Annotated in this window: 12 protein-coding genes and 1 pseudogene; 10 read left to right on the top strand and 3 right to left on the bottom strand. The window is 58.8% G+C overall.

All coding sequences use genetic code 11. The annotated features are described in order from the left end of the window. The 8 genes from OKW98_RS15955 to OKW98_RS15920 all read left to right on the top strand — a co-directional run bounded on the left by OKW98_RS15955 (nt 1) and on the right by OKW98_RS15920 (nt 5,855). The gene (locus OKW98_RS15955; protein WP_265385629.1) at nt 1-795 is read left to right on the top strand and encodes a hypothetical protein; all 795 of its coding nucleotides are present in this window, start codon (nt 1-3) and stop codon (nt 793-795) included. A 426-nt stretch (nt 796-1,221) separates the two neighbouring features. Further along, nucleotides 1,222-1,485, top strand: coding sequence for a PAAR domain-containing protein (locus OKW98_RS15950; protein WP_265385628.1), 264 nt, complete (start codon nt 1,222-1,224; stop codon nt 1,483-1,485). A gap of 355 nt (nt 1,486-1,840) precedes the next feature. After that, nucleotides 1,841-2,725 carry a manganese catalase family protein gene (locus OKW98_RS15945; RefSeq protein ID WP_265385627.1) on the top strand — a complete coding sequence of 295 codons (885 nt, stop codon included), beginning with the start codon at nt 1,841-1,843 and terminating at the stop codon, nt 2,723-2,725. A 79-nt stretch (nt 2,726-2,804) separates the two neighbouring features. Continuing rightward, nucleotides 2,805-3,011 (top strand): hypothetical protein, encoded by a 207-nt coding sequence (locus tag OKW98_RS15940; protein ID WP_265385626.1) that lies wholly within the window; start codon nt 2,805-2,807, stop codon nt 3,009-3,011. Between the two features lie 271 nt (nt 3,012-3,282). Further along, nucleotides 3,283-4,671, top strand: coding sequence for an ATPase domain-containing protein (locus tag OKW98_RS15935; protein ID WP_265385625.1), 1,389 nt, complete (start codon nt 3,283-3,285; stop codon nt 4,669-4,671). A 92-nt stretch (nt 4,672-4,763) separates the two neighbouring features. Continuing rightward, nucleotides 4,764-5,129: a response regulator gene (locus tag OKW98_RS15930; protein WP_265385624.1), complete on the top strand. Its 366-nt coding sequence runs from the start codon at nt 4,764-4,766 to the stop codon at nt 5,127-5,129. Between the two features lie 110 nt (nt 5,130-5,239). Then, nucleotides 5,240-5,569 (top strand): hypothetical protein, encoded by a 330-nt coding sequence (locus OKW98_RS15925; RefSeq protein ID WP_265385623.1) that lies wholly within the window; start codon nt 5,240-5,242, stop codon nt 5,567-5,569. 112 nt (nt 5,570-5,681) lie between these two features. Beyond that, nucleotides 5,682-5,855: a hypothetical protein gene (locus OKW98_RS15920; RefSeq protein ID WP_265385622.1), complete on the top strand. Its 174-nt coding sequence runs from the start codon at nt 5,682-5,684 to the stop codon at nt 5,853-5,855. Here OKW98_RS15920 and OKW98_RS15915 read toward each other — a convergent pair. The 3 genes and pseudogenes from OKW98_RS15915 to OKW98_RS15905 form a co-directional block, all read right to left on the bottom strand. Then, nucleotides 5,832-6,723: pseudogene (locus OKW98_RS15915) on the bottom strand (alpha/beta fold hydrolase). The gene OKW98_RS15920 and the pseudogene OKW98_RS15915 sit on opposite strands and share 24 nt — an antisense overlap. A gap of 258 nt (nt 6,724-6,981) precedes the next feature. After that, a complete protein-coding gene (locus tag OKW98_RS15910; protein ID WP_265385621.1) occupies nt 6,982-7,350 on the bottom strand; it encodes a histone-like nucleoid-structuring protein, MvaT/MvaU family in 369 nt (122 codons plus the stop codon). 216 nt (nt 7,351-7,566) lie between these two features. Continuing rightward, complete coding sequence (locus OKW98_RS15905) at nt 7,567-8,532, bottom strand: tyrosine-type recombinase/integrase (RefSeq protein ID WP_265385620.1); 966 nt, start codon at nt 8,530-8,532, stop codon at nt 7,567-7,569. Nucleotides 8,533-8,712: 180 nt separating this feature from the next. On the opposite strand from OKW98_RS15905, the gene OKW98_RS15900 reads away from it, so the two are divergent. Both OKW98_RS15900 and OKW98_RS15895 read left to right on the top strand, forming a co-directional pair. After that, a complete protein-coding gene (locus OKW98_RS15900) occupies nt 8,713-9,720 on the top strand; it encodes a DNA-binding protein (protein WP_265385619.1) in 1,008 nt (335 codons plus the stop codon). Between the two features lie 33 nt (nt 9,721-9,753). Beyond that, nucleotides 9,754-12,339, top strand: coding sequence for an EAL domain-containing protein (locus OKW98_RS15895; protein ID WP_265385618.1), 2,586 nt, complete (start codon nt 9,754-9,756; stop codon nt 12,337-12,339). The last annotated feature ends 14 nt before the right edge of the window (nt 12,340-12,353 follow it).

Genomic DNA, 12,353 nt, shown 5'->3' with positions numbered 1-12,353 from the left:
ATGAATAAAACAGCTTCCCGATTAAAAATCTCAGTGTCTGCATTCGTGCTGGTGACATCTCTCAGCGGATGCGCGCAAGATTACAGCATGGCGCCGCCCCGAGATGGAGAGAAAGTAACCATTAGCCTTAAAGTACCTAAGGAACTAGAGCCAGAGGTCATGCGTGTGATGTATCGTTCAGCTAAATGCCCGCGGATTACTCACGACGGAGACGGCCGTCCCGAAACAATTGAAGGGTACAACGCCTTCGAAGTCTCGCTACATCGCAATGGGGCCGACGATCTCTATCGGACTGATCTTTTTGTAGATGGAGGTGGCGCATGCGAATGGCGTTTGAGCAATGTTGTATTTGGTGTGACATACCGTGTGCCCAACTCATTTGGAGAAAACGTGCTCACTGGGGCGGGAGGCGAGATAGTTGTTGTGTTCGATCACAATGATCCGCAACTTCGATTGCCGGGCGCTAGAACAGTCCTCGGACGCGATCTGAAAATTTTAAAAGATTACTACCCCTGGGTAAACGAGAGATTCACCGGCGGGTACGTAAAGCGCGCGAGTCTCTGTGCTGAGAATGGCGGGGATATTACATACATCGCTCGCGAGGCACGGAATATAGATTTCGAGCCTGTGCTGCACCCAGACTATGTGGTGACTTCGATAGCACCCAAGAAACATGCTTTTGGTGAATACATAAAGTTTCACTACCCGGATGGGACCGTAGAATCCGATGGAAGCTCGGTGCCAAACTTTCAAAAAATGCAGAAAATACGTTTGGCGGCGGGGCCAAAAAAATGAAGTCGCTCATTAGCCGAGAGCTTCCCGAGCTTACTAAATGAATAATTCACAGTCCTACTTAAGAGGCTTGCTGCTTTGGGCTGCGCTATCAATCTCGCTCACCGGATGCGCAAAGGACCACAGCATGTCTCCACTGTCAGATGGCGAGAAAGTCACGGTTACTATTAAAGTGCCGGAGGAGCTAGAACCTAAGCCAATGCTCTGTAAAACCGTTCTTCGTGATGCAGGTGGGCGGCCTGAACAGCTAGATGGTCACAGCGGGCACGAGGTAGAGCTCGTTCGTTTAAAGCACGGAAGGCCTGGCCGAAGCAAGCTGGCTCCTACAGTCAGGGGTACTTCGAAATAGTTAGCGGTGCCGAACTGCTTATAACAAATCACCGTAGACAGATAAGTACTCAATCCAACTAACCGAGAGTCTTCACAATTATGAAAGACATCATCCGCCTAGGCGACCTCACCACCCACGGCGGCGTCGTGCTTCAGGCATTCCCGCACACCGACCTCAACGGCAAGCCTATCGCCGGCGTAGGGCACAACGTCAGTTGCCCTTTATGCAAAGGTATTTTTCCCATCGCCGAAGGCAGCAGCACTTACACCGTGGACGGAATCCCGGTTGCACTGAACGGCATGAAGACCGCCTGTGGCGCGGCCCTGATCGCCAGTGGAGCGAAAGCCGCCGTCATCTGCTGATGATCGGCTTGCGCGGCCCGTCAACGGCCTCGCTAAAAATCCCAGGAGTAACCGACGGTGCAATGCCGTCGATTCTTGTCGCGAGAATCCTTCATTCAGATCCACTACGGACGCGAAACATAATCCGTAGGGGTGTAAGTGAAGTAATAGACCGGTTGTCGGGAACCAATCAGCCGTTATTAAACTTTCAGCGCCAAACCACTTGTCGGGTCCTATTTCGCTTTCATGAATTCGAGCTGGAGGCATCTCTCTTTATCTCTGTGCGTTCTGCTTAGTTGACAGATCGCCGCAATAGAAAGCTGAACGTGTCGTTAAACATCCTGATATCAAATTAGCCTGAGAAGGGAGTAACACTATGTTCCTGCACAATAAACGTCTTCAATACACGGTTCGCGTCGCCGAGCCTAATCCGGGCCTGGCCAATCTGCTTCTGGAGCAGTTCGGTGGCGCCCAGGGCGAGCTGGCCGCGGCCACTCGTTACTTCACTCAAGCGTTGGCGGAAGAAGATCCAGGTCGCAAGGATCTGTTGCTGGACATCGCCACCGAGGAACTGAGCCACCTTGAAATCATCGGCTCGATCATCGTCATGCTCAACAAAGGCGCCAAAGGCAAACTGGCCGAAGGCGTGCAAGCGGAAGGCGAGCTGTATCGAGACATCAACGGTGCCGGGAATGATTCTCACATCACCAGCCTCCTTTACGGCGGTGGTGCTCCGCTGGTCAACTCCGCTGGCGTGCCATGGACGGCGGCCTACATCGACACCATTGGTGAACCGACGGCAGACTTCCGTTCTAACATCGCCGCCGAAGCACGGGCGAAGATCGTTTACGAGCGCTTGATGAACGTGACCACCGATCCAGGCATCAAAGACGCGCTGGGCTTCCTGATGACCCGCGAAATCGCCCATCAGATTTCCTTCGAGAAAGCGCTGCACTCGATTCAGCCGAACTTCCCCCAAGGCAAGTTGCCAGGCATGCCAGAGTTCTCCCGGACTTACTTCAGCATGTCCAACGGCGAGCCGAACGTACGTGGGCCGTGGAATAACGACGCTGATTTCGAGTACGTGGAAAATCCAAAGCCGGCGGTGGATGGTGGTGACGGTACCGCTTCGGTCACATTGAGCGAGGACGACTCGGTCACCCTGACCATGATGAAAGAACGTCTGAAGTCTGATCTAGACGCCGATCCGATGACCGGCGCCGACCTCGGCTCGGGTCTGGCTCAGGGTAAAGCTGAGTAGAACTATAAGGGGAGGGTCGGTACGTAGCCGGCCCTCCCGACGATGTGATTAAGACCCACGTACAACATGGAGATTTCTGATGAATAAGTTATTAGAAGATTCGACGCTCAATGAAGCCGGGGAGTTGTTTAACGACACCGCTCAGCCGGACTTCACTTCATGTTTGACCCGCTTCGAAGCAGAAGCCGCAACGCTGGGGCGCGGATTCAGAACGGCTCTGTTTGTTCAGCAATTCAAAGCCGGACTGCTGCCAAAGTCCGTACGAGGGGTTGAAAGCCTCCATTAAGGCGCGAAGCTTCTGTGGACGATCCCATGAAAGCGTGCGCTGGCTAACCCGTTTCATCCCGCTGCTACCCCATCGATTTTGCCCGCGAAAGCGGGCTTTTTTGTCTCTGCTGAACGTGCAGAATTGGATCCCTGTACAGCAACCACAAGGCCCGTTATACGCAACATTGCGACAGGCTGGACTGATCCGCCATTACCCGCCAATGTATCGGCCTTCGCGCGTGAGCAATGCGTATTTTCAGGCCTGATGCACATCAGGAGAGGGAGCGGATTTGAATCAGCTAAAACGCCTTGAAAGCGGGATCAAGGGCTTCGACGCCGTGCTCAAAGGAGGCCTTGTTGCGGGCGCGTCATACATCATTCAAGGACGGCCGGGGTCGGGCAAGACGATCCTCGCCAACCAGTTGGGGTTCAACCACGTCCGGCAAAACGGCCGCGTGCTCTTTGCAACACTGCTCGCCGAGCCCCACGACCGGCTGTTTCATTTTCTCTCGACCCTGAGCTTTTTCGATCGCGGTGCTGTGGGCCAGAGCATTCAATTTGTCAGTGCATTCGACACCCTGGAGAACGACGGGCTGGACGAAGTCGTCAAGTTGCTGCGCCGCGAGATCGGCCGCCAGCACGCCAGCCTGCTGATACTGGACGGGCTGCTCAACGCGCGCTCCATGGCAGAAACGCCGCTGGACACCAAGCAGTTCATTTCCGAGCTGCAGGGTCATGCCGCATTCGCCGGCTGCACGGTGTTGTTCCTCACCAGCTCGCAACTGGACGATGGCAGTCCCGAGCACACCATGGTCGACGGCGTGATCGAGATGGGCGAAGACATGATTGGCTCGCGCACGGTGCGCCGGATCAAGATGCGCAAGACCCGGGGCAGCGGCGCGATCCCCGGCGCCCATGAGTTCGAGATCAACGAGCAGGGCATTTCCATTTACCCGCGTCTGGAATGCCTGCTGACCCGCACCGGGGCCATGCCCGAACACCCCTACGCCATCCTGAGCAGCGGCATCGACGGGCTGGACGCGCACATCGGTGGCGGTCTGGTCCGGTCCTCGGTGACGCTGATCATGGGCCCTTCAGGCGCGGGGAAGACGTCCCTGGGCATACAGTTTCTGAGCGGCTGTTCCGCGCAGGAGCCCGGCCTGTACTTCGGCTTTCATGAATCGCCGCAACGGGCGATGAGCAAAGCGCGTTCCCTCGGAAAGGACTTCGCGGGACTGGAAGCGTCGGGTGCGCTGCACATTGTCTGGACACCGGCCTCGGCGGGTCTGATTGACCGCGTCTGCTACGACTTGCTCGACAGGGTAGAGCGGCTGCAGATCAAGCGTGTATTCATCGACAGCCTCAACGCCCTGAGCCGCGCGGCCGCCGATCAGAGTCGGGTACTCGACGTCCTCGACACCTTGCTCGGCGAACTTCGAGCCCGCGGCGTCACGGTCATGGCTTCCTGGGAAGCACATCGGTTGTTCGACGATCAATCGAGCTTCCCGGCACCGGATGTCTCCGGCGTGGTGGATAACCTGCTGCTCGTCCAGTTCGTACAGCATCGGACTGAACTTCAACGGCAGGTTTCGATTCTGAAGATCAGAGACAACGCCTATGATCCCTCGCCACTTGAAGTCGTGATGAGCAATGCTGGAATCACCATGAAGAAGGTCTGAGATATGCGATTCGCAACGTGGGGGTGTTCAGAATCAGTGAGTTGCCTGATCAGGCGCCTGGCCCTTGCACCACCGTGGGCAGTGCCCCTCTGATGCCGACCATTCTGATCATCGATGATGAATACCTGATTGCCGATATCCTCAGCTTTGCGCTGGAGGATGAGGGCTTTCAGACGGTCGTCGCCGGGAGCGGAAGCAAGGCGCTGGACATCCTCGACCGCGAGCGCCCCGACCTGATCATCACCGACTTCATGATGCCCGGCATGACCGGCCTGGAACTCGCCGAGGCGATCAAGTCACGCGACGTGTACATGTCGACGCCGATCATGCTCATGAGTGGCGCCCAGGCCTACCTGGGGGCCGAGCGGCCGGACCTGTTCGATGAGGTGATCGAGAAGCCGTTTGATATCGACCAGGTCATCGGCAAAATTCACGCGCTGTTTCAAGCCCGCCGGTAGCACGCCTGTAACCCCGCCGGTAATTTATCCTTGCCTGATCTTTATTGTCGTTGAACGAATCGATTCGGCACAGGGTCGATACTGATAACGCTTACGAGATGGGCAGTGCAATGAATACCTGGTACAGCAAATCGTTGGGTGAAGGCACCGTCGTCTACAGCCGCTTACGGGTATTGAACGAACTTCGTCATCATGTGTGTCCCGACGCCCCTTGTCCTTATTCGCTTTATATGGACGCCGTCAGTGCGGAAACCATCGTGTTGTTTGATCCCGCCCAGATTGTGCTGGCCACTGCCTTCGGCGCAATGCCTTGCGCGCAGCCTCACATCAATGGGGTTCGCCTGATCGATCTTGAGTACCGCCCGCTGCCTGTCACGTTCCAAAGTGCGCAACTCTTCAGCTCCCCACGCACCCGCACGCAACCCCGGTTCATACACTGAGTGTCGTGCGTGATGAACCGTACCTTTGAATGTTGAAGCTGATAATAGAGATGAACGGGCTCCAGCGTGAGTGGCTCCACTGGCTGTCAGTGTTATCCGCAGGAGAATTACAATGGCTGTGACCGTCGTCAGGCTTGAAGGTGAAGACATACCCCTCGAACATCGGCAGTCGGGGGCAACCGCCGTCTTCCGGGTCAAGAATGATGAGGGCGCCGTATTTTATTTCGAAGATGAAGTGGCAGCGGCCCAGTCGGCCGTTGAGCTAAGCAATGCCGAGCAGAGCTGAATCATCAGCGGCTCCGGTTACTTGTACTGAGTGATTGTTCAGCAGGCTTATTATGGCATCGGCAAATTCCACCGGTGCTTCTTGCGGCACATTGTGGCCCACCCCCTCTATCACTTGCCGCCTTACTTGCCCGGCAAAGCCGCTCACCGCCGCACTGCCATCGCGTTTTGATGAGACGCCATCGTCTGCTCCCGCCAGAATCACCGTCGGCACTTTGATCAGTGGCTGTTGCGCGAGCCTGAATAAAGACATAGTCGGGATCGCCCGCCACCAGCCCGTAGCGATGGCGGTAAGAATGCGTCACAACCTGGACGAAGTCCGGATTGTCGAACGCCTGCGCCGTATCAGCGAATGTGGATTCGGCGAACGACCACGTCGGCGACCAGAGCTTCCACAGCAAACGGCAAAACTCACCTCGATTGGCCGCAAGGCCGGCGCGTCCGCGCTCACCGTGAAGGTAATACTGGTACCACAGGCGTCGCTCCGTTTCGGGTGGAGCCGGTGTGTTTGCAGCCGCGATGTCCTGAATGTTATAGCCGGGGTCGCAGCTGACCAGTCCCGTCACACGTTCCGGCCATAGCGCAGCCACCACACACGCGGCGCGTCCGCCCCAGTCGTAGCCGGCGAGAATGGCTTCGGGGATATTCAATGCATCCAGGAGTGCCAGCAGGTCGGCGCCCAGTGCCGCCTGGTCGCCCGAGCGAGGCGTGGCCGAATCGAGAAAACGGGTAGGGCCGTATCCCCTCAGGTAAGGGACGATGCAGCGGCAGCCAGCCCCGACAAGCTGCGCTGACACGTCGTCATAGGCGTGGATGTCATAGGGAAATCCGTGGAGCAGTACGACGAAGGGGCCCTCGTCCGGGCCCATGTCGCGATATGAAACATTCAGCACGCCGGCAACTATGTTCTTCACGGGATGACTCCGACAGACAAGTACAACCGAAGCCCTTGGCAATGCCGGGCTGAAGTGTGACGGCGGTAGTGTTAACTGATCAAATTGCGCGACGCAGAGTTGCAAGGCAACGAGGTGAGAATGATGAAGTCACCGATGCAGCGCCGCGGGCGCGTGCATCGGGAGAGCGGCAACGGGGCGATGGTCAATGACCCGTCCCCGTTGACACGCCGATCAGGAAACCCAGGATTCGACGGTGTCGGAACCGTGTTCGGCTTTCCATTCTTTCAAGGTTTTGTGATTGCCGCCTTTGGTTTCCACGACTTCACCGCTGTGCGGGTTTTTGTAGACTTTAACGGCGCGGGCTTTGCGAGTGGTCTTCTCGGGTGCGCTGGTGTTCTTGCCCTGTTTGGATCCAGTAGGGTGATCAAGAATCGAAATAATATCTTTCAGGCTCTTATTGTATTCGCCGAGCAGCGTACGCAATTTGCCTTCGAATTCGATTTCCTGTTCCAGGCCTTTATCGCCTTTCATGGCCTCGAGGGCAGCGAGCTGATCGGCAAGGTGACGTTCGAGCTGGCGGTATTCAGCAAGTTTAGACATTGGAACTCCATGTTTCGGTTTGTTGATACTGACGTGCGGCGTTAGCACTGGCGAACATTGGAGCGCACGGTGATTACTGGTGTAACCGTGGACACTGTAGTGCGAGTGGGTGCAGGGATGCCAGTACTAACCGCAAACTTTTCTGTCTTCTTTGCTGATGTGACTGCGCGGCTGTCAGTTTACGCGTCGCAGGCCGCTTTAAAACATGCACACCGATCACGCGTCGGCCAGCGCTGCACGCTGCAAGGCCGGGTTCAACGCAGGTTTCAATGCCAGGCCGCCAAACGAGGTGGTCGGATCTACATAACGCAGCGCCGATTTAATGTCTTTCCAGCCGACGTAGTTCATCAGGCTTTTAATATCCCAGCCGTTGCCGGACGCCCAAGTTGCAAATCCCCGGCGCATTGAGTGACTGCTGTATAGGTCATCAGGCAACCCGGCGTCTTTAAAGATGCGCCGCAACATCGGCACCAGGCTGTGGGAGTTGATGGCTTCCATCGACAGGTTGCCCCAGCGGTCGATCCGCCTGAACACCGGCCCTTGGGTCAGGCCGGCCACGGTGATCCAGTTGATATACGCATTGACCGGACAAAGTGTCTTCAGCGCCGGGGTGCGGAACGTAGTGCCCTCATGCTGACGGTCGCCCTTGGTGTACGGCAGGTAGAAACTGATGCCTTCGCCGGCTTGGGCCTGGGTGTTGCCGATGTCCAGCCTGGCCAGTTCATCGCCGCGAAACCCTCGCCAGAAGCCGATCAGCACCAGGGCGATGGAGCGTCGGTGACGCATCAATGCCTTGTGGTCGCCGCGCTGCCAGGCGGCGTTGGCCTCATTCTCCAGCCACGCGACCGCTTGTTCGAGATGCCGAAGCAGCAACGGCGCTGCCTGTTTGGTCTGCGCCGGGTGGACGACGCGAATGCCCTTGAGCAGCTGCCGCACAGTGGGCGTTTTGGTCGGGTCCGGAAAGCCTTGGGTGACGTGCCACTGGGCCAGCGCCGCCAGACGCTGCTTCAGCGTACTGATGGCGTGCTTATCGGCGTATTCGGCGAGGTAGCACACGATGTCGTCGCCTGTCGTCGGCAGGTAACCGCCCCAGACCACTTCGAAATGCTCGATCGCGGCCCGGTAGCTCCGGCGGGTGTTGGCGCGGGTGCCTGCTGACAGGTAACGATCTGCCTTTTCCATACATTCCTCACTCGGCGTGACACGGGCGCTTTGCTGGCTTTGATGGCCGCTTACCCGTCTGAAAAGCGATAAAGCACTATTATCGGCTGCTGGCAGAAACATTTCCACACAACGTTTTTACTGATAACGTAGCCTGTAATAACGTGTTACGTAACACGGTACGAAATCGTAGGAGGCTGGATGGCACGCGGAGGCATTAACAAGGCGGTGGTAGAGCGCGCGCGACAGGCGTTGCTGAGCAAAGGCGCTTACCCCAGCATCGACGCCGTGCGCGTTGAACTGGGCAATACCGGCTCGAAAACCACCATCGCCCGGTACCTAAAGGAGCTCGACACCCAGGCGCCGGCCCAAGCGTCGTCGCGCGAGCGCATGGGCGACGAGCTCAAAGCGCTCGTTGAAGGTTTGCTTGATCGGCTGACGGAGGAGGGTGCAGAGGTCGTCGCCCAGGCACAGGCGGACTTCGATGGTCAGCGGGACGCCTGGCAAACCCGGCTGGAAGCCCTTGAGCTGGAGCTGCAAAAGGCCCGGCGCCAGTGCGAATCCCAGCACGCCGCGTTGACCGAGCAGGGCGCCCAGCTGCAGACGACCCATTCTTCCTGGCAGTCGGAGCTCACGCGCAACGCTGGTCTGAGCCAGCAGTGCCAAGACCTCGAGCTGCGCGTGCAGGACAAGGACCTGCAAATCCAGTCCCTTGAGGAAAAGCATGTGCACGCCCGCGCGGCGCTGGAGCATTACCGCGAGGCCATCAAGGAGCAACGCGAGCAGGATCAGCGCCGTCACGAAGCCCAGCTTCAGCAGATCCAGCTCGAACAGCGAAAACTTCAAGAGACACTGGTCATCAAGCAGGACGAATCAACACGCCTGAACCGCGACAACGAGCGCCTGCTCGGCGAGATGCGTCAACAGGCCCGGGCGTTGGCAGATCAACAAGACCACACCCAGCGCCTCGCCACAGAACTCCGGACTGCGCAGATGTCCACCGCGAAAGCCGATGGCGCCCGTGAGCAACTGCAAGAGCAGTTGGGAGCTGTAAAATCGGAAAATAAATCCTCGGCGAAAGCGCTGGCACTGGCCAGTGAGCAACTGGCGCAGGCCAATCAGAGGCTTGCTGTTTTAAGCGAGGACAACGACAGCCTGCGCGCCCAGGTGCAGCTCATCATTGACACACCGCCGCCGATACAGACGTAAGCCACCCATTTGGGTCCAGTTCTGCGGAAAACCATGCCAAATCAGCCCATCGCACCCGTCGTCACGCCTGCAAGCTCCTCGACCGTCGCCCTGGCGCGGGGCTCGCTGTTCAAGTTCGTGTTTCTGCTGGCAGGCGTGTTTCTGCTGGCCGCTTACTTGTTGGCGTTCCTCGCCCATGACCTGGACCGCAACGAAGAGATCGAAAGCGCGTTCTACACCGAGAAAGCGCTGAGCTCCCTGCAAAAAACCCTGACCGTCACGGCCAGGGACTACGCGTTCTGGGGCGATGCCTACCGCTATCTGCATCTAAACGTCGACCCGGACTGGGCGTTTGTCCGTCAGAACATCGGTGCGACGCTGTTCAGCGATTTCGGGTTTCAAGGCGTGTTTGTCATCGATGACAGCGGTCGCACGGTGTACGCCGTGATCGAAGGGCAACTGGAAAAGGTTGATGCCGCACCGTGGCTGGGACAGGCCAGGGACCTGCTGCTGGCCAGGGCTCGGGACGGCGCCGAGACGGAAACCCCTGTCACCGCGTTCATTGACTTGAACGGCACACCTGCGCTGGTTGCCGCCGCCGCCATTACCCCTGGCACCGACCCAAGCGTCACTTCCGATGGCCGCGTGCCCTCGGTGCTGATCTTCGTCGACGTGCTCGACGACGCCAAGCTGGCTATTCTGGGCAAGGAATACGGCGTAGACGGGTTGCACGTTGCCACGCCCGACGAGCGCCATCAGGTATCGATCTTTCCGTTGGGCGAGGGCGGTGCCGCCGGCGCCTTGCACTGGACGCCACCCAAGCCCGGCCTGCGTCTACTGACCCTCGGCCTGCCGCTGATTGGTCTGGCCGCCGTGCTGGTGTGCCTGATGACCTGGGCCATCCTGCGCCGCACCACCGCGGCAGCGCGCTCCCTGGATGACAGTTACGCGTCCCTGCAAAACAGCCAAAGCGCACTCGCCACCAGTGAAGCGCGCTTTCGTGACGTGGTGGAAGCCAGCTCGGACTGGGTCTGGGAAATCGACAGCGAAGGGCGCTTCACTTACCTGTCCGACCGCTTCGAAATCGTGACCGGCCTGGACCGCGCGCAGTGGATCGGTGCCTTGATGGACGATCTGCTGCAGACCGAACTCGGCCAGGTGTCCCAATGGCTGGCGATCCCCAACCGTCGGCCCGACATCACCATTCAATGCCGCTACCTGGAGCCCTGCGGCCGCGAGCGCATCAGTCGCCTGTCGGCGCGGTCGATGGCGGTGGGCGGATTCCGCGGCACGGCCACCGATGTCACCGAAGAAGTGGAAGCCCGTCGGCGCATCGAGTTTCTCTCCCAGCACGACGCCCTGACCGGGCTGCCCAATCGGGTCCGGTTACAGGAGTTTCTGGACGGCAAACTAAAAGCGTTGCCGACCCTTGACCAGCCGCTGGTGATGTTGAGCATCGATCTGGACCGTTTCAAGCCGGTCAATGACCTGCTCGGCCACGCCGCCGGCGACCGCGTGCTCAATGACGTGTCAAGTCGGCTGTCCGATTGCGTGCGCCATGGCGATCTGGTCGCGCGGGTCGGCGGTGACGAGTTCGTGCTGATCCTCAGCGACGCCCAGACCCAGGAAGAAGTGGAGGCGCTGTGCCGGCGGCTGATCGAGTCCATCGAACGCCCGGTGCCGATCGACGACCAGGAAATTTTCGTCAGCGCCAGCATCGGCATCGCCATGGCACCCACCGATGCGCGGGACGCCGCCGAACTGTTGCGTTACGCCGACATTGCGCTTTACGAGGCCAAGGCCAGCGGTCGCGGCACCTGGCGGTTCTATGCCGGGGACATGAACGCCAAAATTATCGAGCGCAGGCGTCTTGAAAGCGACCTGCGTTATGCGATCAAACACGACGAGCTGCGCCTGCATTTCCAGCCGCGCTTTCGGATTGCCGACGGCGCGATGGTCGGCGCCGAAGCGTTGGTACGTTGGCAGCACCCCCAGCGCGGTCTGATTGCGCCGGACACCTTCATCCCCATCGCTGAAGAAAGCGGGCTGATCATCCCCCTCAGCGACTGGGTCATGACCCAGGCGTGCAGTGAAGCCGCGCGCTGGCCGAAACAGCTGTTCATTTCCATCAACCTGTCGCCTGCCGAATTCAAGCGCGGCAACCTGCCGGCGCGCATTCAGTCGGCCCTCAAGGCCACCGGCATCGAGCCGGCGCGGGTCGAACTGGAGATCACCGAGGGCGTGATGATCGAAGACGCCGTGGGGGCGCTCGATGTCATGCTGATGCTCAAGCAACTGGGAGTGCGCATCGCCATGGACGACTTCGGCACCGGTTATTCGTCGTTGAGTTACCTGCGCACATTCCCCTTCGACGGGCTGAAGATCGACCGCAGCTTCCTGACCCGCCTCAGCGAAAGCGAAGGCGACCGCTCCATCGTGCAGGCGATCGTCGGGCTGGGTCGGGCGCTTTCATTGACGGTCACGGCCGAGGGCATTGAAACCGCCGAGCATCTGCAGCTGCTCAAGTCAGTGCAGTGCGAAGAGGGGCAGGGCTATTTCCTCAGTCACCCGCTGACCACCTCGGACTTCCACGCGCTACTGGCCGCGAGAAATACGGCGGCGGCGGACACAAACGTATAAAGTGCGCGCGCTGT

The organism is Pseudomonas sp. KU26590, assembly GCF_026153515.1.
Taxonomy (GTDB): Bacteria; Pseudomonadota; Gammaproteobacteria; order Pseudomonadales; family Pseudomonadaceae; genus Aquipseudomonas.
Note: the sequence above shows the minus strand (reverse complement) of the source record. Positions and strands in the feature narration are given on the sequence as shown.